Consider the following 24,250-nt stretch of genomic DNA (forward strand, 5'->3'; position numbering starts at 1 on the left):
ATATGAGGAATGAAAGCCTCATTCATGGAACATTCTTCTCATGACCGACATTGCAGTCCAGCTTCACGAAGCCAATCGCCGCCTTGATGCCATTGACCGCAAAATCCTGACGGTGCTGCAGGAGGACGCCTCGCTGTCGGTAGCCGAGATCGGTGACCGGGTCGGGCTGTCCTCGACGCCATGCTGGAAGCGCATCCAGCGGTTAGAGGCCGACGGCGTGATCCTGCGCCGGGTGGCGCTGGTCGATCAGAACAAGATCGGGCTCGGCATTTCCGTGTTCGTCTCGGTCGAGAGTTCCGACCATTCCGAGGCCTGGCTGAAGACCTTCGCCAGCGCCGTCAGCGCCATGCCCGAGGTGATGGAATTCTACCGGATGGCGGGCGACGTCGATTACATGCTGCGCGTGGTGGTCGCCGACATGGCAAGCTATGACGTGTTCTACAAAAAGCTGATCAGCGCCGTGCCGCTGAAGAATGTGACCTCGCGCTTTGCGATGGAGAAGATCAAGTCGGTCACCGCGCTGCCGGTGCCGGCGGCGTAACAGCCGGACATCCCCCTAACGCTACCTTAGGCTGAAGGTTTACGCGCCGTTAGCTTCGTCACGATATTGTTTTGTGATGGAGCGGGGGGAAATCATTCCAACGACCGGACGGCCTGTCTGGCTGAACGCTGCCGCGCTGCTGATCGCGAGCTGGATCGGAATCGCAGCACTGTCGTTGCAGGTCAGGACCGGCGCCGAGGTCGTGGCGGTGGCTTTCCCGCCATGGTGGAGCGACCAGCAAGCCTTCCTTGCTACCGCGTCCGCCAACGCCGCCATCGTCAGGACGACCGCCGTTCCGGCCCTTCTGATCGTGCGACCGGACGACAATGACGGGCTGACACAACTGCACAAAGCCGGCGCCTGGCTGACCATGGACCCGCAGGCGATCGCGGCCTGCTTCACGAAATAGACGCGTACTTCACGACCTACAATTTGGGAGCTGGGAATGACCTTCGAAAGCGAAGACCTGGTAATCCTGCGCGAAACAGCCAGCAAGATATTGCTCGCGGTGCTCTGGCTGCATGTCCCGATCGCTCTCGTCATCGGTATGGCGCGCGACGCCGACTGGCTGGTACCGGCCGCATTCATGGCCGCAATGGCGCTGGCCGCGACCGTGTCGTGGCGCATGTCGGGGAACGGACCTTCCACCCGCCTGATCGTTGCCGTCGCGTTGATGGCCGATGTCGCCATGTTCGTCTTCCAGCTCGCGGGACATCGCTGGCAGGTCGACATGCACATGTACTTCTTCGCCGCATTGGCATGTCTGGTCGCCTATTGCGACTACCGGCCGATCGTCCTGGGAACAGTGGCTGTCGCGCTGCACCACCTGACGCTGAATTTCCTGCTGCCGGCCGCGGTCTATCCCGGCGGCTCCGACCTTGGCCGCGTCGTTCTCCACGCCGTCATCCTCCTTATCGAGGCAGGCGTGTTGATCTGGCTCACGACCACGGTCACCCATTTGTTCGAAATGGCGGCACAGAAGACCTCGGAGGCCGATGCGGCAAGCGCTGCCGAAGCGCGCGCCACTGCCGACCGCAACATGGCCGAGCAAGCCAAGCGCGACCGTGATGCGGCAAGGCGCGAACTGTCCGCCGGCTTCGAGCGCAGGATCAGTGGCGTCGTCGAGGCCGTCGCCGTGGCAGCCAGCGAGATGCAGGGTCTGTCGGCTTCGATGAGCGAAAGCAACGCTGAAACCTCGCGGCAGACCGCCACGGTCGCCGCCGCATCGACGCAGGCCTCGGTAAACGTGGAAACGGTGGCATCGGCGACCGAAGAGCTCGCGGCTTCGATCAACAGCATCGCCCAGCAGGTGACGCGCTCCGCCGAGATCGCCAACAAGGCCGCCGAAGAGGCGCGTCGCACCAACTCCGTGGTCGAGGGACTAGCCGCCGGCACCCAGAAGATCGGCGAAGTGGTGACGCTGATCCAGAGCATCGCCAGCCAGACCAATTTGCTGGCGCTGAACGCCACGATCGAAGCCGCCCGCGCCGGCGAACATGGCAGGGGATTTGCGGTGGTAGCGAGCGAAGTCAAGGCGCTGGCCAATCAGACCGCAAACGCGACGGAGGAAATTTCCGCGCAGATTCAAGCCATCCAGACCGCCACCGGCGAGGCCGTCAACGCCATCCAGGTGATCAGCGGCACCATCGCCGAAATCGACGAGATCTCAAGCGGAATCGCCGCCGCGGTCGATCAGCAGGGCGCCGCGACGCGGGAAATCGCCGGGAACGTGCAGCAGGCCGCAAACAGCACAAGGGATGTCAACGACAGCATCCTCAGCGTCAGCCGGGCTTCCGATGAAGCCGGCCGCGGGACGGCACGGTTGCTCGATGCCGCGAATGGCCTGTCGTCGCAATCGGGCCGGCTGAAATCCGAGGTCGACAGCTTTCTCGGCTCGCTTCACGTCGCGTAGGATTCGATAATTTCGGTGTCGTCGCCCGCCTTGTGCGCAATCGCGCACTGGGGCGGGCGATCCAGTATTCCAGAGGCGCCGATGATAGAACCGAGAAACCGCGGCGTACTGGATACCCCGCTTTCGCGGGGTATGACAGTTGTGGGCGGGGCGAGGTAAAAACCTCAAATCTTCTGATTGTATTCGCCGACTTCGGGATGGGTGCGCAGCACCACATTCATCGCCTCGAACATGTCGTGCATCCGCTGCTCGGCAACGGGGCTCTCGACCACCACCACCAGCTCCGGCTTGTTGGAGGACGCCCGCACCAAGCCCCAGCTGCCATCTTCGACGGTGACGCGCACGCCGTTGACGGTGACGAGATCGCGGATCTTTTGGCCCGCGACCTTCTCGCCCTTGGTCTGCAGCGCCTCGAAATGCTTCACCACGGCGTCGACGACGCCGTATTTGGTCTCGTCGGCGCAATGCGGCGACATCGTCGGCGACGACCAGGTTTTCGGCAGCGCGTCTTTCAAATCCGCCATCGACTTGCCGGTCGCGCGGTCGAGCATCTCGCAGATCGCGATCGCCGAAACCAGGCCGTCGTCATAGCCGCGGCCGAACGGCTTGTTGAAGAAGAAATGCCCGGACTTTTCGAAGCCCGCCAGCGCGCCAAGCTCGTTGGTACGGCGCTTCATGTAGGAATGGCCGGTCTTCCAATACTCGGTTTTGGCGCCCTGCTTCTGCAGCACGGGATCCGTGACGAAAAGTCCGGTCGACTTCACGTCGACCACGAACAACGCATCCTTGTGGATCGCCGACATGTCGCGCGCCAGCATCACGCCGACCTTGTCGGCAAAGATCTCCTCGCCGGTGTTGTCGACGACGCCGCAACGGTCGCCGTCGCCGTCGAAGCCGAGGCCGACATCGGCCTTGTGCTTCAGCACTTCGTCGCGGATCGCGTGCAGCATCTCCATGTCTTCGGGGTTCGGATTGTATTTCGGAAAGGTGTGATCAAGCTCGGTATCGAGCGGGATCACCTCGCAGCCGATCGCTTCCATCACCTGCGGCGCGAACGCGCCCGCGGTGCCGTTGCCGCAGGCCACCACGACCTTCAGCTTGCGCTTCAGCTTCGGGCGCCCCGTGAGATCGGCGATGTAGCGCGCCGGAAAATTCTCGTGGAATTGATAGGAGCCCCCGGCCTTGTTCTTGAAATCGGCGTTGAGCACGATTTCCTTCAGCCGCGTCATCTCGTCGGGGCCGAAGGTCAGCGGCCGGTTGGCGCCCATCTTGACGCCGGTCCAGCCATTGTCGTTATGCGATGCGGTGACCATGGCGACGCAGGGCACGTCGAGGTCGAACTGCGCGAAATAGGCCATCGGCGTCACCGCGAGCCCGATATCGTGCACCTTGCAGCCCGCCGCCATCAGGCCCGAAATCAGCGCGTATTTGATCGAGGCCGAATAGCCGCGGAAATCGTGCCCGGTGACGATTTCCTGCTTGACGCCGCGTTCCGCGATCAGCGCGCCGAGCCCCATGCCCAGCGCCTGAATGCCCATCAGGTTGATTTCCTTGCCGAACAGCCAGCGCGCGTCATATTCGCGAAAACCCGTCGCCTTCACCATCGGCTCGGATTCATAGGCATAGGTATTCGGAACCAGCATGGATTTCGGCTTCGGAAACATCTGACATGGCCTCTTGAGATATAGAAGGGCAGCGCCGCAGGCTTAGCGAAAGCCCAGCTGCAGCGGAAGGCGGGATTAGCGGCTTTTGGCGATTAATTGCGGCGGATTTGAAGGCAGAACTGCCTAGAGCTTCAGCTCTGATTGCATCAGAACTGAAGCTCTAAATTCCTGTTTTGACGCGTTTTCTTCACGCGAACCGGCATCCACCCTCGGATCAAGTCCGAGGGCATGCTTCGCTCGAAAACGCTTTATTGCTCCAGCACCAGTCGGCCATTGGCGTATTCGAAGCGCTTCAGCTTCGACAGGAACGACAGGCCAAGCAGATTTTCCGAAAGCGCTTCGTCGGGCAGCACCATGGCGTCGACGTCGCGCACCACGATTCCGCCGAGGTCAATCATGGCAATCCGCGCGCGCGCGGCCTTGATGGTCCCGTTGGCGGTGGTGACGGTCGCGTTGTAATCGCCGCGCGAGGGACGCAGGCCGAACCGCGCCGCGGACTTCTCGTTCAGCGCCACCAGCGAGGCGCCGGTGTCGACCATGAAGTCGACGCGCTGGCCGTCGATCCGGCCGTCGGTCTGGAAATGGCCGCGCGCGTCTCTGGGAATGCTGAGGCTGCGGCCGCTGGCTTGCGCGACCGTCGCTGCGGCCTGCGCTTTTGGCGGAGCGGTATTGGCGAGAGCCGGCGCAAACTTGTCCGCCATCTGGGCCATGAAGCTGCCAAGGGCAACCAGGACGGCGGCAAAAATCATCAGGTTACGCATGACGCCACACTCGATACGCTACATCTGGGCCAGACCGCCGATAACACCACGGCGCCGGCCAAGCCGCGACTAACAACGCCGGCCGAGGCTGCCATTTTGACGAAAAGGATGAGTGAAGCGTTAACGCCCAAGGCTGTCATGCGCGGGCTTGACCCGCGCATCCATCAATCTTCGTAAAATGCCCTTCATTAACGGATGGATTGCCGGGGGCGCAGACAAGTTTACGTAGTCTGCGCAAGGCAGACTACTATGCCCGGCAATGACAGGAATTCAGGTGCCGCGCGGTTTGACCCGCCGCGTCGGCAAGGCATTGGCCGGGTCTTCCGGCCAGGGATGCCGGGGATAGCGGCCGCGCAGGTCGGAACGCACGGCCGCATAGCTGCTGCGCCAGAACCCCGGCAAATCGCGCGTCACCTGCACCGGCCGCTGCGCCGGCGACAGCAGTTCCAGCACCAGCGGCACCGCGCCCTTGGCGATCGAGGGATGGGTGTTGAGCCCGAACAACTCCTGCAGCCGCACGGCAATCGTCGGCCCCTGCTCGGCTTCATAATCGATCGCCAGCATGGTGCCGGTCGGCGCCTCGAAATGGGTCGGCGCCTCGCGCTCCAGCCGCGCGCGCAAATCCCACGGCAATAGCGACATCAGCGCGTCGGAGAGATCGCCTGATGACAACTCCTTCAGTGAGGTCTTGTCGTAGAGAACGGGCTCTAGCCACGCCTCGCTTGTGGCAGCGAGCGCGTCGTCTGACAGATCAGGCCAGCCTTCGCCTTCCGCCTTGCGCAGGAACATGACGCGGTCGCGCCACTGCTTTAACGCCTTTGACCACGGCAATTTGTCGAGCCCGGCCGCGACCAATCCAGCCGCAAATATCTTTGCGGTTTCCGCCGAGGGCTGTAGCGCCATCGGCGCCTCCGACAGCGTGATCGCGTGGAGACTGCGCTTGCGCCGTGCCCGCAGCGCCATCGCGCCGCGATCGAACGAAATTTCTTCGGCGTTCTCGACCTGATCGGCAAAGCGCCGTTCGATCTCTTCCTGCGCGATCGGCGCCGCCAGGAGAATACGCCCCTGTGCGGCGGTGCCGGTCAGCTCGGCGACCGCGATATAGGGCGCGCGCGCCAGCGACGAGGTCTGCTCCACGGCCGCCCCCCTGCCGTTGGCGAGCACAAAACTGCCGTTTCCCCGGTTGCGCGCGACCCGGTCGGGGAAGGCAAAGGCCAGCATCACGCCGGTGCTCAGATCGTCGTCCGCTTGCGGCGAAGACGGCGCTTCGGCCGCCACCTGCGAGGCCCAGCGCTGCGCCAGACTGCGCGCGCTGGAGGCGCGGGGCGAACGGTCGCGGCGGAATTGATCCAGCCTGTGATCGAGATCGACGCTGTCGCCACCGAGGCCGCGCTCGGTCAGAACAGCGGCGATATCGGCGGCCTCCTCGCCCGCGCCTGCGCGATGCGAGTCCACGATCATGCGCGCCAGCCGCGGCGGCAGCGCCAGCGCACGCAGGCTCTTGCCCTCCGCGGTGATCCGGCCGTCGCCATCGAGTGCGCCGAGTTCGGCAAGCAGACTGTTGGCCTCCTTCAACGCAGGCGCCGGCGGTGGATCGAGGAACGCCAGGGTCGCGGGATCGCGCACGCCCCATTGCGCGAGGTCGAGCACCAGCGAGGACAGGTCAGCCGAGAGAATTTCGGGCTGCGTGTAGGCGGCGAGCGAAGCCGTCTGCGGCTCGTCCCACAGCCGGTAACAGACGCCGGGCTCGGTGCGGCCGGCGCGGCCGCGGCGCTGATCGACCGCGGCGCGCGAGGCACGCACGGTTTCCAGCCGGGTCAGGCCGATATCAGGCTCATAGCGCGGCACCCGCGCCATGCCGGAATCGACGACAATCCGAACACCCTCGATGGTCAGCGATGTCTCGGCAATTGACGTCGCCAGCACCACTTTGCGCTGCCCCTTGGGCGGAGGCTGAATGGCGCGGTCCTGCACCGCGGCATCTAGCGCGCCGTACAGCGGCACGATCTCGATGCTGGCATCATGGACCCGTTCGCCGAGAAAATTCTGCGTGCGGCGGATTTCGGCGGCGCCCGGCAGGAACGCCAGCACCGAGCCGGGATCGGCACGCAGCGCGGTCGCGATCGCGTCGGCCATCTGCCGCTCCAGCGGCGCATCGGACTTGCGGCCGAGATAGCGCGTCTCCACCGGAAAGGCGCGGCCTTCACTGGCGACCACCGGGGCGTCGCCCAAGAGTTTGCCGACCCGCGCACCGTCGAGCGTCGCCGACATCACGAGAATACGTAAATCCTCGCGCAGTCCGGTCTGCGCATCGCGCGCCAGCGCCAGTCCCAGATCGGCATCGAGCGAGCGTTCGTGGAATTCGTCAAACAGCACGGCGGCAACGCCGTTGAGTTCGGGATCGTCGAGAATCTGGCGCGAAAAAATCCCCTCGGTGACGACCTCGATCCGGGTCGCCCGCGATATCTTGGAGCCGAAGCGGACGCGATAGCCGACGGTCTCGCCGGCCCGCTCGCCAAGCGTCCGCGCCATCCGATCCGCGCTGGCACGCGCCGCGATCCGCCGCGGCTCCAGCATGATGATCTTCTTGCCCTTGAGCCAGAGCGCGTCCAGCAGCGCCAATGGCACCCGCGTCGTCTTGCCCGCGCCCGGCGGCGCCACCAGCACCGCGGCATTATTGTCCGTCAGCGTGCGCGCCAACTCGTCGAGCACGGCATCGATCGGGAGGGGCGTGTCGAAGCTGCGGGGCAATTACGGCTCGTACTCGGTTCTTCCCCTCTCCCCTTGTGGGAGAGGGTGGCTCGCATCGAAGATGCGAGACGGGTGAGGGGTCTGTTTCCCCGGATAGAGCCCCCTCATCCGGCGCGGACTATGTCCGCGCCACCTTCTCCCACAAGGGGAGAAGGGAAGAAAGCACCTCAAACTCCGGTCCCAGATCCCCGTCCGACGCTGTCATACGTAAACCCGTGCGCCGCCATGTCCTCGGGGCGATAGATGTTGCGCAAATCCACCACGACCGGCTTGGCCATCTCGCGCTTCACGCGCTCCAGGTCGAGGGTGCGGTATTGCACCCATTCGGTCACGACCACCATGGCGTCAGCGCCGCGCAGGCAGTCGTAGGGGTCGTCGCAATATTCGATATCGGGCAATTCCTTGCGCGCCTGCTCGATGCCGACCGGATCGTGCGCGCGCACTTTTGCGCCCATGTCGAGCAGCCCGGTGATGAGCGGAAGCGACGGCGCCTCGCGCATGTCGTCGGTGTCGGGCTTGAAGGTGAGGCCGAGCACCGCGACCGTCTTGCCGCGCAGGCTGCCACCGGCCGCGTTCGACACCTTGCGGGCCATCGCGCGCTTGCGGTTGTCGTTGACGCCGAGCACGGCTTCGACGATGCGCAGTTGCACGTCGTGATCGAGCGCGATCTTCACCAGCGCGCGGGTATCCTTCGGAAAGCACGAGCCGCCGAAGCCGGGGCCGGCATGCAAAAACTTCGCGCCGATGCGGTTGTCGAGCCCGATGCCGCGCGCGACCTCCTGCACATCGGCGCCGACTTTTTCCGAAAGATCCGCGATCTCGTTGATGAAGGTGATCTTGGTGGCGAGGAAGGCATTGGCGGCGTATTTGATCAGTTCCGCGGTGCGCCGCGCCGTGAACATCAGCGGCGCCTGGTTGAGCGACAACGGCCGATAGATATCGCCGAGCACCTTGCGCCCGCGCTCGTCCGAAGTGCCGACCACGATGCGATCGGGGAATTTGAAATCGCGGATCGCTGCTCCCTCGCGCAGGAACTCCGGATTGGAGGCGACCACCACATCGGCTGACGGATTGACCTCGCGGATCAGCCGCTCGACCTCGTCGCCGGTGCCGACCGGCACCGTCGATTTGGTGACCACGACCGTAAAGCCCTTAAGCACCGCGGCGATCTCGCGCGCGGCGGCGTGCACGTAGCTCAAATCCGCGTGACCATCGCCGCGCCGCGACGGCGTGCCGACCGCGATGAACACCGCGTCGGCTTCGGCGACCGGCCCGGTCAGGTCGGTGGTGAAATCCAGCCGTTTGGCCTTCACATTGGAAGCCACCAGCGCGTCGAGCCCAGGCTCGAAAATCGGGATCTCACCGCGCCGAAGCGCGGCGATCTTGTCGCCGTCCTTGTCCACGCAGGTAACCTGGTGGCCGAAATCGGCAAAACAGGCGCCGGATACCAGCCCGACATAGCCCGTGCCAATCATGGCAATTCGCATGAAAACAGCCTGTTTTTGATGGTTAACGGGTCGCCCGGATTCTGCCCGCCTCTTAAAGCATTTGGCCGCAAAGAGGAAACCGGAAAACGCCGATAGGCGGAAAGAAACCCGCAAGAAACGGCATGTCATTTGTATGAATAAAGGAGAAAGCAACGGATCGGGCCGATGATGCGGCGCCAACGGACCAAAACAGGACATCCATGACACCAAACGGCACATTGCCTGTCGCCGAACGCGCCACGTCTTTCGTGGCCGGGCGCGTTGACTGGGTGGACTATGCCAAGGGCATCTGCATCGTCATGGTCGTGATGATGCATTCGGTGCTGGGGGTTGAGGCCGCAGCGGGCCAGACCGGTTTCATGCATTGGCTCGTCATGTTCGCCAAGCCGTTCCGGATGCCGGATTTCTTCCTGATTTCAGGCCTGTTCCTGGCGGTCGTGATCGACCGCGACTGGCGCACGTATCTCGACCGCAAGGTGGTGCATTTCATCTATTTCTACGTGCTGTGGGTGACGATCCAGTTCGGTTTCAAGGCGCCGTCTTTTGCCGCCGGGACCGGTTGGGCACATGTCGGCTATCTGTATCTGGAATCCTTCATCGAGCCGTTCGGCACGCTGTGGTTCATCTATCTGCTGCCGATCTTCTTCGTCGTCACAAAACTGACACGCAGCGCCCCGCCGCTGGCGATCTTTGCCGCGGCCGCGTTGCTGGAAATGGCGCATGTCGCGACCGGCTGGACCGTGATCGACGAATTCTGCGGGCGCTTCGTGTATTTCTATGCGGGTTATTGGCTGGCTTCCTATGTCTTCGCCGTGTCGGATCGCGCGCGGGCGCAGCCCGCACTCGCGCTCGCGGGTTTGGCATTGTGGGCCTTGATCAATGGCGGCCTGGTCATCAAGGACTACAGCGACTGGCCGCTGATCTCGCTCGCACTGGGATTTGCCGGCGCCGGCGCCATCATCGTGATGGGCACGCTGCTGGCGCGAATGCGCTGGCTCAATTTCCTGCGTTTTTGCGGCGAGCATTCGATCGTGATCTATCTCGCCTTCTTCCTGCCGATGGCGGCGACAAGGGCGCTGCTGCTGCGTAGCGGGTTATCCATCGACATCGGCACGATCTCGCTGATCGTCACCGTCGCGGGCGTCGTCGGCGCGCTGGGGATCTGGCGGCTGGCACTGGCGCTGCATGCCAACTTCCTGTTCGATCGCCCCGGCGCGTTCTGGATCGCGCCGAAAAAGGCCGCTCCAGTGTTGCAGGCGGCGGAATAATTCTATCGTCGTCCCGGCGAAGGCCGGGACCCATAGCCACTGGCCTTCGTTTGGCGGAAGCGTCAGCCAGATTTCCTCAATCGATAGATCACGCGGTATGGGTCCCGACCTTCGCCGGGACGACGAAAATTGGCAGCCTGAATGGCAGCTGATGACAGCGTGGAAAATCGCCCGCCGAGGCTGTCAATCCGCGCAAAAATCCCTAAGTTTCGGCCATGCCGAAAACAGCCCCCAAAGCCGACAAACCCGCCCCCGCCAAAGCCGCAGCCAAGTCCGAGACCAAGTCTCAGACCAAGGCTGAAACCAAGGCTGAAACCAAGGCGCCTGCCAAAGTTCCGGCCAAGGGCGACCATGTCTTTCTGGTCGACGGGTCCTCCTACATCTTCCGCGCCTATCACGCGCTGCCGCCGCTGAACCGCAAATCCGACGGGTTGCAGGTCAATGCCGTGCTCGGCTTCTGCAACATGCTGTGGAAGCTGCTGCGCGACATGCCCGAGGACAACCGGCCGACGCATCTGGCGATTATCTTCGACAAGTCAGAGATCACGTTCCGCAACAAGCTCTATCCCGACTACAAGGCGCACCGGCCGCCGGCGCCGGACGATCTGATCCCTCAATTCTCGCTGATCCGCGACGCCGTGCGCGCCTTCGACCTGCCCTGCCTCGAGCAAGGCGGCTTCGAGGCCGACGATCTGATCGCCACCTATGCCCGGATCGCGGGTGAGCGCGGCGCCACCACCACCATCGTTTCCTCCGACAAGGATTTGATGCAGCTCGTGACCGACAAGGTCATGATGTACGACACCATGAAGGACCGCCGCATCGGCATTGCCGAGGTGATCGAGAAGTTCGGCGTGCCGCCGGAGAAGGTGGTCGAGGTACAGGCGCTCGCAGGGGATTCGACCGACAACGTGCCAGGCGTGCCCGGCATCGGCATCAAGACCGCGGCGCAATTGATCGTCGAGTATGGCGATCTCGAGCAATTGCTGTTCCGCGCCGGCGAGATCAAGCAGCCGAAGCGGCGCGAGGCGCTGATCGAGAACGCCGAGAAGGCGAGGATCTCGCGCCAGCTGGTGCTGCTCGACGACAAGGTCGCGCTCGACGTGCCGCTCGATGATCTTGCGGTACACGAGCCCGACGCGCGAAAGCTGATCGCGTTCCTGAAGGCGATGGAGTTCTCCACGCTCACCCGCCGCGTTGCCGATTATTCGCAGATCGATCCGTCCGACGTGGAAGCCGCGGCCGGCAACAAGAGTGCTGCCGCACCCGCCACGGCCAAGGCGGCCGGCGGCGCTACCGGCGATCTCTTTGCCAGCCCCCCCGCCACAGCAAAGCCCGGGGCCGACAAGCAGGAAAAGGCCGCGAGCCCGAAGGGCACGCCGATTTCGCTCGCCGCCGCGCGCGCGGAAGCCGCGCGAAAACTTCCGGTGGATCGCAGCAAATACCAGACCATCCGCAGCCTCGATCAACTCAAGGCCTGGATCGCGCGTGCGCATGATGTCGGCCACTTCGCGATCGATGCGCAGGCGAACATTGACGATCCGATGCAGGCCGATATCTGCGGCATTGCGCTGGCGCTGGGACCGAACGATTCCAGCTACATTCCGCTCACCCACAAGCAGTCCGGTGGTGGCTCCGGGTTGTTCGACGCCGGCCTCGCGCCGGACCAGATCAAGCCGAGCGACGCACTCGCCGCATTGAAGCCGCTGCTGGAATCGGCGGGGATTCTCAAGATCGGCTTCAACATCAAGTTCAACGCCGTGATGCTGGCGCAGCATGGCATCACCCTGCGCAATGTCGAAGACGCGCAATTGATCTCGTATGCGCTCGACGCCGGCCGCAATGCGCACGGGCTCGACGGGCTGGCCGAGCGCTGGCTTGGCCACGCCGTGATCAGCTATGGCGACCTCACCGGCAGCGGCAAGAGCAAGCTCACTTTCGACCAGGTCGAGATCGACAAGGCGACCGCCTACTCGGCCGAATACGCCGATGTGATCCTGCGGCTGTGGCGCGTGCTGAAGCCGCGCCTCGTCGCCGAGCGCATGACCGCGGTCTATGAGACCTTGGAGCGGCCGCTGGTCAGCGTGCTGGCGCGGATGGAGCGGCGCGGCATTTCGATCGACCGCCAGGTGCTGTCGCGCTTGTCGGGCGAATTCGCCCAGACCGCCGCACGGGTCGAAGCCGAACTGCAGGAAATCGCGGGCGAGCCGATCAATGTCGGCAGCCCCAAGCAGATCGGCGATATCATCTTCGGCAAGATGGGCATCACCGGCGGCAGCAAGACCAAGACCGGCGCCTGGTCGACCTCGGCGCAGGTGCTCGATGAACTCGCCGAACAGGGCCACGAATTCCCGAAGAAGATTCTGGAATGGCGGCAGGTGTCGAAACTGAAATCGACCTATACCGATGCGCTGCCGGAATATGTCCATCCGCAGACCCACCGCGTTCACACCACCTACGCGCTGGCCGCGACCACCACCGGGCGGCTGTCGTCCAACGAGCCGAACCTGCAGAACATCCCGGTGCGAACCGAGGACGGCCGCAAGATCCGCCGCGCCTTCATTGCCACCCCCGGCCACAAGCTGGTGTCGGCGGATTACTCCCAAATTGAACTGCGGCTATTGGCCGAAATCGCCGACATCCCCGTGCTGAAGCAGGCGTTCCGCGACGGGCTCGACATTCACGCCATGACGGCCTCCGAAATGTTCGGCGTGCCGATCAAGGACATGCCGAGCGAAGTGCGCCGCCGCGCGAAAGCGATCAATTTCGGCATCATCTACGGCATCTCGGCGTTTGGGCTGGCCAATCAGCTCGGCATCGCGCGCGAGGAGGCCTCCGCCTACATCAAGAAATACTTTGAGCGCTTTCCGGGCATCCGCGCCTACATGGATGCGACGCGGGATTTCTGCCGCGCCAACGGCTATGTCGAAACGCTGTTCGGCCGCAAGTGCCATTACCCCGATATCAAGGCGAGCAACGCCTCGGTCCGCTCCTTCAATGAGCGCGCCGCGATCAACGCCCGCCTGCAAGGCTCCGCCGCCGATATCATCCGCCGCGCCATGATCCGGATGGAAGACGCGCTGGCCGAGAAGAAACTCTCGGCGCAGATGCTGCTGCAGGTTCACGACGAACTGATCTTCGAAGTGCCCGAGAACGAAGTCGCGGCGACACTGCCTGTCGTGCAGCACGTGATGCAGGACGCGCCGTTCCCGGCCGTGCTGCTCTCGGTGCCGCTGCAGGTCGATGCGAGAGCTGCGAATAATTGGGACGAGGCGCATTGAGCCTCGGTGTCATCGCCCGGCTTGACCGGGCGATCCAGTATTCCAGCGCCGTTGCGAGGGACCGCCGCGATCCCATGCAACCCATAGCATGCAGTACCAACTATCGGATCGTTCGGTGATTACTGGATCGCCCGGTCAAGCCGGGCGATGACAGCGGAGCGCGAGGCGAGGGAGCGCAGCGCCGATCTCACCGCGGCCGAATTGCTCTCCGTACAATTTCCGAAATGACATCGCGGCGTCTCGCGCGCTAGAACCTGCGCGTTCCTCCCGCGAGTCCCCTCATGCCCCACATCTCCGCCCTGCTCGGTTTCGCGCTCGTCTCGCTCGGCATGGTGCTGACGCCGGGGCCGAACATGATTTACCTGATCTCGCGCTCGATCACGCAAGGAGCGGCGGCGGGGATCGTGTCGCTCGGCGGCGTGGCGCTCGGGTTTGTGTTCTACATGCTGTGCGCGGCGTTCGGGATTACGGCGCTGTTGTTCGCGGTGCCTTACGCCTATGACGCGTTGCGGTTCGCGGGCGCCGCCTATTTGTTGTGGCTGGCGTGGCAGGCCCTGAAACCGGGCGGCCGCTCGCCGTTTCAGGTGAAGCAGCTGCAGGTCGATGGCCCCCGAAAATTGTTCGCGATGGGCTTTGTCACCAATCTGCTCAACCCGAAGATCGCGATGCTCTATCTGGCGCTGCTGCCTCAGTTCATCGATCCTACCGTCGGCAGCGTGCTGACACAGTCGCTGGCGCTGGGCTCCATCCAGATCGTCATCAGCGTCAGCGTCAACGCCATGATCGCGCTCGCGGCCGGATCGATCGCGCTGTTCCTCGGCACGCGCCCGAGCTGGCTTTTACTGCAGCGCTGGCTGATGGGCACCGTGCTGGCGGGGCTGGCGGTGAAAATGGCGTTCGAGGCCAGGAAGGCGTGATCCCCACTCGTCATGCGCGGGCTTGACCCGCGCATCCGTCGCCTGCGTAATCAGGCACATGATCTTCTGAAGAATGATGGATTGCCGGGTCATAGGCGAGCGGAAGCGACGCCGTCCTTCAGACGGCTATGCCCGGCAATGACACCGAAATCTCAATCCAGCTTCGCTTCCATCCCGCGCTTTGTCGCCGGGCGAGCCATCAACGCGTTGTACCAGCGCTCGACATTCGGAAAATCCTTCAGTTCCACCTTGTGGCGCGGGTGGCGCCAGGCCCAGCCGAGGATCGCGAAATCGGCGACCGACAGCGCATCCGCGACGAAGTCGCGGCCGTCGAGCCGGCGGTCCAGCACGCCGTAGAGCCGGCGAGTCTCGTCCATGTAGCGCTTCAGGCCATAGGCGCGGTTGGTTTCGTTCTCCAGCGCGATGAAATGGTGCACCTGGCCCGGCATCGGCCCAAAGCCGCCCATCTGCCACATCAGCCATTCATAGACCGGGATGCGGTCGCTAAGCGGTTTGGGCAGGAACTTGCCAGTCTTCTCGCCGAGATAAAGCAGGATCGCGCCAGACTCGAAAATGCTGACCGGCTTGCCGTCCGGGCCATCGGGATCGACGATCGCGGGAATCTTGTTGTTCGGGCTGAGCTTGAGGAAGGCGGGCGCCATCTGCTCGCCCTTGCTGATGTTCACCGGGATCACCTTGTAGGGCAGCCCCATTTCCTCCAGCGCGACCGAGATCTTGCGGCCGTTCGGCGTGTTCCAGGTGTGCAGTTCAATGGTCATCTACGGTTTCCCCCAATAAGGCTTGGACTTCCCGTAGCGCGGAAGCTTGCGGCCCTACAACCGCCGTTTCCGAGGGGGCTTCCCTGCGCCCGGCGGGGGCCCGGCACATTGCCGCGCCCTGTTGATTGGGCCAGATCGGCTCTGGAATGTGACTGTAAGCACCGATAGATTGCCGCCCGCCTCAAACCTTTGGGAATACGCCTTGTCCAAGTCAGCCTCCCGCGCCCGCCTCGCCGAGATCATCCGCAAGCGATCGTTCGGCCGCGGCGAGATCACGCTGGCCTCGGGCCGCAAGAGCGACTTCTACTTCAACCTCAAGCCGACCATGCTCGACCCCGAGGGTGCGGCGCTGCTGGCGGAATTGACCTACGAGGCGCTGAAGGACGACGAGCTCGACTACGTCGGCGGCCTGGAAATGGGCGCGGTGCCGCTGGCCGGCGCGATCGCGCAGCTATCGTGGATCAAGGGCCATCCGATCGCGGCCTTCTTCGTGCGCAAGAAGCCGAAGGAGCATGGCGCCCGCCTTGCGGTCGAGGGCCTTGCCAAGGGCGAGAGCCTGCAAGGCAAACGCATCGTGATCGTCGAGGACGTCACCACGACCGGCGGCTCGGCACTGAAGGCCGCCGAGGCCGTGCGCGAAGCCGGCGGCGAGATCGTGCTGGTATTCACCATGGTCGACCGCGAGGAAGGCGCGACGGAAGCGTTTGCCGAAGCGGGCATACAGTTTCGATCGCTCTACAAGGCCAGTGAATTTTTGAAGGGTTGAGTCGGTATTTTTCGCCGCGCTCTCTCAGCCGTCATGCCCGGGCTTGACCCGGGCATCCACGTCTTCGGTAACTCGGGAAAGAAAGACGTGGATGGCCGGGTCATAGGCGAGCGGAAGCGACGCCGTCCTTCAGACGGCTGTGCCCGGCCATGACGAAGAGATTCAGGAGTGCGTCGCCCGCAATTCTTTCCCGCCGCCGAGCGCTTGCTCATAGCTCGTTTACCATCCCGGATTATGGTGAATCCACTGACGCCTGTCGCGCGTCGGTGCGTAAGTGTTGCGTTGGGTGGAGTTAGCGTTGCGTACAGAGTTGGCTTTTTCGCGCATGCGGCGCCGCGCGACCTCTATTGCCGCCGCCATGCTTGCAGCATCTTTCATGCTGGTGCCCGGCAGCGTATCGGCCGAAGGCCTGTTCGACATGTTCTTTGGCGGTGGCCAGAAACAGCAGGCGCGGCAAGCCCCGCCCCAGGCGAATTTCTTTGCCGATCCGTTCGGCCTCAATCAGCCGCCAGCACAGCCCGCACCGGCGCCGCGTGTCGCCGGCTCCGGACCCGCCTTCTGCGTCCGCAGCTGCGACGGCAAATATTTTCCGCTGACCACGCGCGGCAACGCCACGCCGGTTCAGATGTGCCAGGCGTTCTGCCCCGCCAGCACCACCAAGGTGTTCTACGGCAGCAACATCGACAGCGCGTCGGCCAGCAATGGCGAGCGCTACGCCGACAGTGAAAACGCCTTCGCCTACCGCAAGGCGCTGCGCGCCGATTGCACCTGCAACGGCAGAAGCCCGTCGGGCCTAGCGCCGGTCGACCTCGCGCTCGACACCTCGCTGCGCTCGGGTGACGTCGTCGCCACCACCGACGGCCTGGTGGCCTATACCGGCGTCCGCCTCGGCGCCGAGCAGACCGCCGAATTCACGCCCGTCGCCTCCTATCCCGGCCTCACCGCCAGCGTCCGCGCACGGCTCGGTGAAATGAAGGTCGCACCTGTCAGCGCCGAGATGGTCGGTGAAACCGTGATGCCCGAGACGCGAAACGAGATCGCGATGCCGGCGACGGTGGTGCCGAAGAGCACAGCCCCCAAGGCGGCGAAGCGGGCGGAAGTGAACTGACGGCCGATCGCACGAGCCGAAGACAGCATCAGTGCATCTCAAGGCCGTCATTCCGGGATGGTCCGCAGGACCAGACCTCAGAAGCGCAATTGCGCTCGGGGAATCTCGAGATTCCGGGTTCGATGCTTTCGCATCGCCCCGGAATGACGGAATGAATCACCGTCCGACGATCACCCCGATCACGTTCGGCGCCGACAGGTATTTTTCCTCGATCGCCGCACGCGCCGCGGCGCGGTTTTCCGGCGTCAGCAGGCCGCGCTTTTCGGCGAGGATCATCCAGCAATAGCCCCACCAGTCGGTCAGCATGCCCTGATCGTCGACGAGGTCGTAGCCCTGCTCGGCGGCAAAGATCCGCGCATGGGCCTCATCGAGCGAATCGAGCCAGGCGTGATCGGCGATCGAGAACAGCTCGTCGCTGAAATCGTCGGTCGTGTAACCCCACACCGACATGCAGACGGCGTTGAACTCACGGTCGATGGCGTCGTCATCGACCGGCTGGCGGCGCGAGGCCTGATGCAGCCGCGACAGCGAGCGCGCAAAGTCGGCGATACGGGTGAGCGCGAATTGATCGAAGGCGATGGTGGACATGGACATGTAGTCCCCGATACTGGCGATAGACCATAGATATTGTGTCGGCACTGCGCCGAATCACAATGATATATCAAAGACTTGCTAAAGTGTTCTTAATTTGTTCCAGTTGAGTTTGTGGGATCTCGACATGGACCGGACGCAGGCTACCGACATTGCCAGGCACTTGCACGATGCAGCCGCAGCCATGGACCGAGCAGGCACCATCATAGCTGACCTTGATCAGCCGGATCGGGCAGCACTCGCCGATCCCCTTGGAGAGATCGTTTCCGCGCTGCATTTCGGACTTTTGCGAGCTATTTACGATCGCTATCCGGATTTGCGACCGCCATCGGACGAAGAGTCCTCGATCGATTCGACCCTGCAATGGGCGGATGTCGTGCTCCCCAAGTCCGTGTCCCAGGCCGATCTCGACGAGCTGATCTTTTCCGCTCTGAAACCGAATTGGCAGAAGACCGCCCAAGTTATTGGCAACCTTGCCATTCGCTGCAAAGCGCTTGCATGGCCCATCGATTTGGACGTGCTGAGCGCACGCATCCAGGCATTGGCCGAATCCGGAAGTATCGAGGGCGTGGGCGATCTCCGCGCATGGCGGCATAGCGAGGTGCGGCTGACAGGTCGATGAACCCAGGAGATCAGCGCCGCAGGCCGGCAATTACTGCGATGACGCGCTGGAAAACAGGTTGATGACAACGACCCCGGAGACGATCAGGCCCATGCCGCAGAGCGCCGCGGTGTCCAGCTTCTGGCTTTGGAACACCCAGGCGATGGTGGCGATGAGGACGACGCCAACGCCCGACCAGACGGCATAGACCACGCCGGTCGGCAGGCTTCGCAGCGTCAGCGACAGAAAATAGAACGCGACCGCGTAACCCGCGACCGTCACCAGCGATGGCAGCGGCTTGCTGAAACCGTCCGACAGTTTCAGGAAGGTTGTCGCCACGACTTCCGAGAGAATCGCGATGCCCAAATAGAGATAGGTCATGCCGCCTGCTAGCAGAGGCATGTGATGTTTTGACGACTCGCGCTCGGATCGATCTGGTGGCACGGAACGACGCCGTGCCCCGTAGCCCGGATGAAGCGCCAGCGTAATCCGGGAACCATTCATGTGTGGTTAGGCCCCATCCCGGATTGCGCTTCGCTCCATCCGGGCTACGACTACCTCACATCGCCGACAGCATCTTGCCGCCGCAATAATTGGCGTAGAATTTTCCGCCGCATTGCCGCTTCATCGCCGCACACCGGGCGGCGGGGGACGCATTCTTCGCGACGCTGAACGAGCAGCCCAATCCATCGGCGGTTTTGCCCGCCTTGCCGGCGGCGAACGCGGCACTGGTGGCGCTGATGCAGAACACCAGAAGCGTCGCGGCGGCGATCTCGATGATCAATCTCATGGCGCGTCCTCCCCTCAACTGGCGTGATATCATCGCTTTCGAATGCCATTCTAGCACCGAAATCCGGACGCCGACGCCACCAAATCGGCCCGGTCCTTGCATAAAAACATACCAGCGCGGTGCACAACAAACGTCTGGATGGTTTCGGTTGTGGTGCAAGGCGCGTATCCTTTTGTGAATCTGAACTGCAGGGATTGACGCGTTGCAAGAACAAGCATTCGCAGGGAGTTTTCCGGTGCCGGGCCAACCGATCGACGAACTGGCGCTTTCCGAAATCAAGGGCGCGATCCTCGCCAAGCTGCGGCTTGCCATCGGCAAGGACACCGGCATGGCGACCAAGCGCGACTGGTACAAGGCCGCAGCATTGGCGCTGCGCGACCGCATCGTGCACCGCTGGCTGACGGCCGAGAAGGATAACTACGACGCCGGCCGCAAGCGGGTCTATTACCTCTCGCTCGAATTCCTGATCGGGCGCCTGTTTACCGACGCGCTGAACAATATGGGCCTGCTGCCGCTGTTCGAGGCGGCGCTGGGCGATCTCGGCGTCGATTTGTCGGACCTGCGCAATTGCGAGCCGGATGCGGCGCTCGGCAATGGCGGCCTCGGGCGGCTGGCCGCCTGCTTCATGGAAAGCATGGCCACCCTCGCCATTCCCGCGATCGGCTACGGCATCCGCTATGATTTCGGCCTGTTCCGCCAGATCATCGCGCAGGGCTGGCAGCAGGAATATCCCGACGAGTGGCTCGGCTTCGGCAACCCCTGGGAATTCCAGCGCTCCGAGGTGGTCTATCAGGTGCATTTCGGCGGCCACGTCACCCATATCGCGGACCGCGGCCGCGAACGCGCCAGCTGGCATCCCGGCGAAACCGTGCAGGCCGTCGCCTACGACACCCCGATCGTCGGCTGGCGCGGCCAGCATGTGAATGCGCTGCGGCTGTGGTCGGCGCGCTCGCCCGATCCGCTGCGGCTCGACGCCTTCCATGCCGGCGACTATCTCGGCGCCGTCGCCGAAGAAGCGCGCGCGGAATCGATCTGCAAATTCCTCTATCCGAACGACGAGAGCGCAGCGGGCCGCGAATTGCGGCTGCGCCAGGAATATTTCTTCGTCTCCGCCTCGCTGCAGGATCTGGTCAAGCGGCACCTCGCCGCTGACGGGCAGCTGCGCAGCCTCGCGCAAAAAGCCGCGGTACAGCTCAATGACACCCATCCGAGCCTCGCCGTCACCGAGCTGATGCGGCTGCTGGTCGACCTGCATAATTTCCGCTGGGACGAAGCCTGGAAGATCACGGTCGCGACGCTGTCCTACACCAACCACACGCTGCTGCCGGAAGCGCTCGAGACCTGGCCGGTCGAATTGTTCGAGCGGCTGCTGCCGCGGCATCTGGAGATCATCTACCGCATCAACGCCGCGCATCTGGCGCTGGCCGAGGCGCGCTGCCCCGGCGACGTCGATTTCCGCGCCTCGGTGTCGCTGATCGACGAGCGGTCCGGCCGCAGGGTCCGGATGGGACAACTGGCCTTTGTCGGCTCGCACCGCATCAACGGCGTCTCGGCGATGCATTCCGACCTGATGAAGGAGACCGTGTTCCACGATCTCAACCATCTCTATCCGCATCGCATCACCAACAAGACCAACGGCATCACCTTCCGACGCTGGCTGATGCTGGCCAATCCGAAACTGACCGGCCTGCTGCGCGAGACCTGCGGCGAAGCGGTGCTCGACGATTTCTCGCAGCTCAAGCGTCTCGAAGACCATTGCGGCGACAATTCGTTCCAGCAGCAGTTCCGCGACGTCAAGCTGCAGAACAAGCTGGCGCTGGCGCGGGTGATCGGCGAGCGCCTCAGCGTCAAGGTCGATCCGTCGGCGCTGTTCGACGTCCAGATCAAGCGCATCCACGAATACAAGCGGCAGTTGCTCAACATCCTTGAAGCGGTGGCGCTGTATCAGGCGATCAAGGATGAACCCCAGCGCGACTGGGTGCCGCGGGTGAAAATCTTCGCCGGCAAGGCGGCGGCGAGCTACCGAACCGCCAAGCTGATCATCAAGCTGATCAACGACGTCGCCGAGATCGTCAACAACGATCCCGTGGTCGCAGGACGGCTGAAGATCGTGTTCCTCGCCAATTACAATGTCAGCCTGGCCGAAGTGATCATCCCGGCGGCGGACCTGTCCGAACAGATCTCGACCGCCGGCATGGAAGCCTCCGGCACCGGCAACATGAAGCTCGCGCTCAACGGCGCTCTGACCATCGGTACGCTCGATGGCGCCAACATCGAGATCCGCGACCATGTCGGCGCGGAAAACATCGCGATCTTCGGCATGGAGGCCGGCGACGTCATGGTCCGGCGGCGCCAGGGACTGGATGCCTCCGACGTGATCCGCCGCTCGCCACGACTGTCGCGGGCGATCAGCGCGATCGAGAGCGGCGACTTCTCGCCGGGCGACCCCGCCCGGTTCGAGGCGATCGGTCATACGCTGCGCCAGTTCGACCACTATATGTGCAGCGCCGATTTCGATTCCTATTACGAGGCGCAGCGCGGCATCGATGCGCGCTGGCAGGTGATGCCGGCGTGGACGCGGGCCTCGATTCTCAACGTGGCGCGGATGCCGTGGTTCTCCTCCGACCGCACCATCCGCGAATACGCCGAGGATATCTGGCACGTGCCGGTGCTCCCGATGGCGCCCGTGGAGGAGCAGGATGCCCAGCGCGGCGTGTCAGGCTGAATTCCGGCGCTCTCTCTCGGTCGTCATGCCCGGGCTTGTCCCGGGCATCCACGTTCTTACAGTGTCGCCGCCACAAAGACGTGGATGGCCGGGTCAAGCCCGGGCATGACGGAGAAACTTCCCCAAAGCCATTACCTGCCACATCATTGAATGTGCGATGAGGGTGGTGATAGTGCCGGCCTGACCACAGGGCGTCATTGCGAGGAGCGCAGCGACGAAGCAATCCAGTCTTGCTTTGTCGCCGCTGGATTGCTTCGCTTGCGCTCTCATGCACAAACGCTTTGCGTTTGTTGCAGACAACGACGGAAGTATCCATGCTCACCAAGACACCGCATCTGTTCGACGACGCCACGCAGGTCACCGCCGGCGACAGCCGCTGGCAGGGCAAGACCAGCGAGGATTACTGGGCCTTTGTCGGCCCGTTCGGCGGCTGCACCGCGGCCACAATCCTGCGCGCTCTCATGGACCACCCGCAACGATCAGGCGATCCGTTGTCGCTCACGGTCAATTTCTGCGCGCCGGTCGCGCAAGGCGCCTTCGATCTCGACGTGCGGCTGGTCAAGGCCAACCGCTCGACGCAGCATTGGTGCGTGGAGATGACGCAAGGCGGCGGCGAGGTGGCGACGCTGGCCACCGCGGTGTTCGCCGAGCGCCGTCCGTCATGGTCGCACCCGCAGGCGCCGTTCCCGTCGTCAAAACCCTACGAGCAGACGCTGCCTTACGGAAAGGTCGCCGCCCCCTGGGTCAAGCAGTATGATTTCCGCTTCGTCGAGGGCGAGCCGGGTTGGGGCTCGACGTCGTCGGCGGAGCCGAATTCGTTCTCGAAACTGTGGATCGGCGACCGGGTGCCGCGGAAGATCGACGCGCTGTCGCTGATGTCGATGTCGGACGCGTTTTTTGGCCGCATCTTCCACGCCAGGCGCGAACTGGTGCCGTTCGGCACGGTGTCGATCACGACCTATTTCCACGCCGACGCCGCCGATCTCGCCGCCGAAGACATCACCCGCGTGCTGGCGGTGGCCGACGCCAAGATTTTCCACAAGTCTTATGGCGACCAGAACGGCGAATTGTGGTCGCCGAACGGACGCCTGCTCGCAACGACGACGCAAATCGCGTATTTCAAGGCGTAAGGGAACAATTCCGTTCGAGTCTGCGTAGGGTGGGCAAAGGCGCGTTTGCGCCGTGCCCACCATTCATCCACAGTGACGTCTTGAATGGTGGGCACGCTGCGCTTTGCCCACCCTACGCATTCCGAATATGAGGGCGGCTCATGTCCGAACCCGACGTCAAAAAGCCCGATATCGCCCTGCTCGGCATCCCCATCGAAATCGGTGCTTCGCAAGCCGGAACGCTGATGGGACCGGCGGCATTGCGGACCGCGGGCATCGCACGCGTGCTCGACCAGTTGGGATTTACCGTCGAGGATCACGGCGACCTTTCGATATCGAAAGTCATTTCGGATCGACCGCCGCCTGCCAACGCCAAATTCTACGATGAGGTGAAAACCTGGATTCGGCTGCTCAGCGAGCGCGCCTACCACCTGGCGCGTTCCGGCGCGGTGCCGATCTTCATGGGCGGCGATCATTCGCTCTCGATGGGATCGGTCAATGGCGTCGCGCGCTATTGGAAAGAACAGGGCCGGCCGCTGTTCGTGCTGTGGCTCGATGCGCATGCCGACTACAACACGCCCGACACCACCATCACCGGCAACATGCACGGCATGTCCTCGGCGTTCCTGTGCGGCGAAGGCGGGCTTGACGATTTGCTCGGCGATCAGCCGCGCGCGTCGATCACGCCGGACCAGCTCGATTTGTTCGGCATCAGGTCGATCGATCCCCTGGAAAAGAAGCTGGTCCAGGACCGCCGCGTCGCCATTGCCGACATGCGCGCGCTCGACGAATTCGGCGTCGGCGTGCTGATCCGGCGCGTCATCGAGCGCGTGAAGGCGAAGAACGGCGTGCTGCATCTCAGCTTCGACGTCGATTTTCTCGATCCGGCGGTCGCGCCGGGTGTCGGCACCACCGTGCCCGGCGGCGCCACCTACCGCGAGGCGCATCTGATCATGGAGCTGCTGCATGATTCGGAACTGGTGCGCTCGGTCGACATCGTCGAACTCAACCCGTTCCTCGACGAACGCGGTCGCACCGCGCGCGTCGCGGTGGAACTGATCGGCAGCCTGTTCGGCCTGCAGATCACCGACCGCCGGACGCCGACAAACGCGATGCTGCAAGGACGATAACTAGAGCGGCCGCATCAAGAACAAGCGTTCTGTGAAAAAAGAAGGGCGACCTTGCGGTCGCCCTTCTTC

Annotated in this window: 20 protein-coding genes; 12 read left to right on the forward strand and 8 right to left on the reverse strand. The window is 63.5% G+C overall.

The features are described from left to right. The first annotated feature begins 40 nt into the window (after positions 1 to 40). The 3 genes from JQ567_RS16750 (at position 41) to JQ567_RS16760 (ending at position 2,453) form a co-directional block, all read left to right on the forward strand. A complete protein-coding gene (locus JQ567_RS16750) occupies positions 41 to 541 on the forward strand; it encodes an Lrp/AsnC family transcriptional regulator (RefSeq protein ID WP_192739183.1) in 501 nt (166 codons plus the stop codon). 76 nt (positions 542 to 617) lie between these two features. Further along, a complete protein-coding gene (locus tag JQ567_RS16755) occupies positions 618 to 950 on the forward strand; it encodes a hypothetical protein (protein ID WP_212439848.1) in 333 nt (110 codons plus the stop codon). A 36-nt stretch (positions 951 to 986) separates the two neighbouring features. Next, positions 987 to 2,453: a methyl-accepting chemotaxis protein gene (locus JQ567_RS16760; protein WP_212439849.1), complete on the forward strand. Its 1,467-nt coding sequence runs from the start codon at positions 987 to 989 to the stop codon at positions 2,451 to 2,453. 164 nt (positions 2,454 to 2,617) lie between these two features. Here the strand turns inward: JQ567_RS16760 and JQ567_RS16765 are convergent, their stop codons facing one another. The 4 genes from JQ567_RS16765 to JQ567_RS16780 all read right to left on the reverse strand — a co-directional run bounded on the left by JQ567_RS16765 (position 2,618) and on the right by JQ567_RS16780 (position 9,116). Further along, positions 2,618 to 4,117: a phosphomannomutase/phosphoglucomutase gene (locus JQ567_RS16765; RefSeq protein WP_212439850.1), complete on the reverse strand. Its 1,500-nt coding sequence runs from the start codon at positions 4,115 to 4,117 to the stop codon at positions 2,618 to 2,620. A gap of 248 nt (positions 4,118 to 4,365) precedes the next feature. Continuing rightward, positions 4,366 to 4,878 carry a TIGR02281 family clan AA aspartic protease gene (locus JQ567_RS16770; RefSeq protein ID WP_249165513.1) on the reverse strand — a complete coding sequence of 171 codons (513 nt, stop codon included), beginning with the start codon at positions 4,876 to 4,878 and terminating at the stop codon, positions 4,366 to 4,368. Between the two features lie 270 nt (positions 4,879 to 5,148). After that, complete coding sequence (hrpB, locus tag JQ567_RS16775; protein WP_212439851.1) at positions 5,149 to 7,629, reverse strand: ATP-dependent helicase HrpB; 2,481 nt, start codon at positions 7,627 to 7,629, stop codon at positions 5,149 to 5,151. 167 nt (positions 7,630 to 7,796) lie between these two features. Continuing rightward, positions 7,797 to 9,116 (reverse strand): UDP-glucose/GDP-mannose dehydrogenase family protein, encoded by a 1,320-nt coding sequence (locus tag JQ567_RS16780; protein ID WP_212439852.1) that lies wholly within the window; start codon positions 9,114 to 9,116, stop codon positions 7,797 to 7,799. A 200-nt stretch (positions 9,117 to 9,316) separates the two neighbouring features. Between JQ567_RS16780 and JQ567_RS16785 the strand changes: the two genes are divergently transcribed. The 3 genes from JQ567_RS16785 to JQ567_RS16795 all read left to right on the forward strand — a co-directional run bounded on the left by JQ567_RS16785 (position 9,317) and on the right by JQ567_RS16795 (position 14,582). Next, positions 9,317 to 10,384: an acyltransferase family protein gene (locus JQ567_RS16785; RefSeq protein WP_212439853.1), complete on the forward strand. Its 1,068-nt coding sequence runs from the start codon at positions 9,317 to 9,319 to the stop codon at positions 10,382 to 10,384. A 215-nt stretch (positions 10,385 to 10,599) separates the two neighbouring features. Beyond that, the gene (polA, locus tag JQ567_RS16790; RefSeq protein ID WP_212439854.1) at positions 10,600 to 13,665 is read left to right on the forward strand and encodes a DNA polymerase I; all 3,066 of its coding nucleotides are present in this window, start codon (positions 10,600 to 10,602) and stop codon (positions 13,663 to 13,665) included. Positions 13,666 to 13,946: 281 nt separating this feature from the next. Further along, on the forward strand, positions 13,947 to 14,582 hold the full coding sequence (locus tag JQ567_RS16795; protein ID WP_212439855.1) for a LysE family translocator: 636 nt from the start codon (positions 13,947 to 13,949) through the stop codon (positions 14,580 to 14,582). Between the two features lie 152 nt (positions 14,583 to 14,734). On the opposite strand, the gene JQ567_RS16800 is transcribed toward JQ567_RS16795, so the two are convergent. Then, positions 14,735 to 15,361, reverse strand: a complete 627-nt coding sequence (locus tag JQ567_RS16800; protein WP_212036479.1) for a glutathione S-transferase family protein — start codon at positions 15,359 to 15,361, stop codon at positions 14,735 to 14,737. Between the two features lie 202 nt (positions 15,362 to 15,563). Here JQ567_RS16800 and pyrE point away from each other — a divergent pair, with 202 nt between their 5' ends. Next, on the forward strand, positions 15,564 to 16,127 hold the full coding sequence (gene pyrE, locus JQ567_RS16805) for an orotate phosphoribosyltransferase (RefSeq protein ID WP_212439856.1): 564 nt from the start codon (positions 15,564 to 15,566) through the stop codon (positions 16,125 to 16,127). Positions 16,128 to 16,452: 325 nt separating this feature from the next. Continuing rightward, complete coding sequence (locus JQ567_RS16810; protein ID WP_212439923.1) at positions 16,453 to 17,235, forward strand: DUF2865 domain-containing protein; 783 nt, start codon at positions 16,453 to 16,455, stop codon at positions 17,233 to 17,235. 156 nt (positions 17,236 to 17,391) lie between these two features. Here the strand turns inward: JQ567_RS16810 and JQ567_RS16815 are convergent, their stop codons facing one another. Then, positions 17,392 to 17,823 carry a hypothetical protein gene (locus JQ567_RS16815; protein ID WP_212439924.1) on the reverse strand — a complete coding sequence of 144 codons (432 nt, stop codon included), beginning with the start codon at positions 17,821 to 17,823 and terminating at the stop codon, positions 17,392 to 17,394. A 130-nt stretch (positions 17,824 to 17,953) separates the two neighbouring features. On the opposite strand from JQ567_RS16815, the gene JQ567_RS16820 reads away from it, so the two are divergent. Then, entirely contained in the window at positions 17,954 to 18,448 is a 495-nt protein-coding gene (locus JQ567_RS16820; RefSeq protein WP_212439857.1) for a DUF3658 domain-containing protein, read from the forward strand. Between the two features lie 30 nt (positions 18,449 to 18,478). On the opposite strand, the gene JQ567_RS16825 is transcribed toward JQ567_RS16820, so the two are convergent. Next, positions 18,479 to 18,808 carry a multidrug efflux SMR transporter gene (locus tag JQ567_RS16825; protein ID WP_211999553.1) on the reverse strand — a complete coding sequence of 110 codons (330 nt, stop codon included), beginning with the start codon at positions 18,806 to 18,808 and terminating at the stop codon, positions 18,479 to 18,481. Positions 18,809 to 18,986: 178 nt separating this feature from the next. Continuing rightward, the gene (locus tag JQ567_RS16830; RefSeq protein ID WP_212270035.1) at positions 18,987 to 19,217 is read right to left on the reverse strand and encodes a hypothetical protein; all 231 of its coding nucleotides are present in this window, start codon (positions 19,215 to 19,217) and stop codon (positions 18,987 to 18,989) included. A 202-nt stretch (positions 19,218 to 19,419) separates the two neighbouring features. Here JQ567_RS16830 and JQ567_RS16835 point away from each other — a divergent pair, with 202 nt between their 5' ends. The 3 genes from JQ567_RS16835 to rocF all read left to right on the forward strand — a co-directional run bounded on the left by JQ567_RS16835 (position 19,420) and on the right by rocF (position 24,181). Continuing rightward, the gene (locus JQ567_RS16835; RefSeq protein WP_212439858.1) at positions 19,420 to 21,942 is read left to right on the forward strand and encodes a glycogen/starch/alpha-glucan phosphorylase; all 2,523 of its coding nucleotides are present in this window, start codon (positions 19,420 to 19,422) and stop codon (positions 21,940 to 21,942) included. 314 nt (positions 21,943 to 22,256) lie between these two features. Then, positions 22,257 to 23,072 carry an acyl-CoA thioesterase II gene (locus JQ567_RS16840; RefSeq protein WP_212439859.1) on the forward strand — a complete coding sequence of 272 codons (816 nt, stop codon included), beginning with the start codon at positions 22,257 to 22,259 and terminating at the stop codon, positions 23,070 to 23,072. Positions 23,073 to 23,212: 140 nt separating this feature from the next. Then, a complete protein-coding gene (rocF, locus tag JQ567_RS16845; RefSeq protein ID WP_212439860.1) occupies positions 23,213 to 24,181 on the forward strand; it encodes an arginase in 969 nt (322 codons plus the stop codon). Positions 24,182 to 24,250 lie beyond the last annotated feature (69 nt).

The sequence above is a fragment of the Bradyrhizobium sp. AUGA SZCCT0431 genome, assembly GCF_018131065.1.
In the GTDB taxonomy this organism is placed as follows: Bacteria; Pseudomonadota; Alphaproteobacteria; order Rhizobiales; family Xanthobacteraceae; genus Bradyrhizobium.

Bases quoted from the DNA above. Each gene is read 5' to 3' on its own strand.
- rocF (WP_212439860.1), top strand. From the start codon at position 23,213: ATGTCCGAACCCGACGTCAAAAAGCCCGATATCGCCCTGCTCGGCATC.
- JQ567_RS16795 (WP_212439855.1), top strand. From the start codon at position 13,947: ATGCCCCACATCTCCGCCCTGCTCGGTTTCGCGCTCGTCTCGCTCGGC.
- JQ567_RS16840 (WP_212439859.1), top strand. From the start codon at position 22,257: ATGCTCACCAAGACACCGCATCTGTTCGACGACGCCACGCAGGTCACC.
- JQ567_RS16800 (WP_212036479.1), bottom strand. From the start codon at position 15,361: ATGACCATTGAACTGCACACCTGGAACACGCCGAACGGCCGCAAGATC.
- JQ567_RS16780 (WP_212439852.1), bottom strand. From the start codon at position 9,116: ATGCGAATTGCCATGATTGGCACGGGCTATGTCGGGCTGGTATCCGGC.
- JQ567_RS16770 (WP_249165513.1), bottom strand. From the start codon at position 4,878: ATGCGTAACCTGATGATTTTTGCCGCCGTCCTGGTTGCCCTTGGCAGC.
- JQ567_RS16750 (WP_192739183.1), top strand. From the start codon at position 41: ATGACCGACATTGCAGTCCAGCTTCACGAAGCCAATCGCCGCCTTGAT.
- JQ567_RS16765 (WP_212439850.1), bottom strand. From the start codon at position 4,117: ATGTTTCCGAAGCCGAAATCCATGCTGGTTCCGAATACCTATGCCTAT.
- JQ567_RS16815 (WP_212439924.1), bottom strand. From the start codon at position 17,823: ATGTCCACCATCGCCTTCGATCAATTCGCGCTCACCCGTATCGCCGAC.
- JQ567_RS16785 (WP_212439853.1), top strand. From the start codon at position 9,317: ATGACACCAAACGGCACATTGCCTGTCGCCGAACGCGCCACGTCTTTC.
- JQ567_RS16755 (WP_212439848.1), top strand. From the start codon at position 618: ATGGAGCGGGGGGAAATCATTCCAACGACCGGACGGCCTGTCTGGCTG.
- JQ567_RS16830 (WP_212270035.1), bottom strand. From the start codon at position 19,217: ATGAGATTGATCATCGAGATCGCCGCCGCGACGCTTCTGGTGTTCTGC.
- JQ567_RS16760 (WP_212439849.1), top strand. From the start codon at position 987: ATGACCTTCGAAAGCGAAGACCTGGTAATCCTGCGCGAAACAGCCAGC.
- JQ567_RS16810 (WP_212439923.1), top strand. From the start codon at position 16,453: ATGCGGCGCCGCGCGACCTCTATTGCCGCCGCCATGCTTGCAGCATCT.
- JQ567_RS16820 (WP_212439857.1), top strand. From the start codon at position 17,954: ATGGACCGGACGCAGGCTACCGACATTGCCAGGCACTTGCACGATGCA.
- polA (WP_212439854.1), top strand. From the start codon at position 10,600: ATGCCGAAAACAGCCCCCAAAGCCGACAAACCCGCCCCCGCCAAAGCC.
- JQ567_RS16825 (WP_211999553.1), bottom strand. From the start codon at position 18,808: ATGACCTATCTCTATTTGGGCATCGCGATTCTCTCGGAAGTCGTGGCG.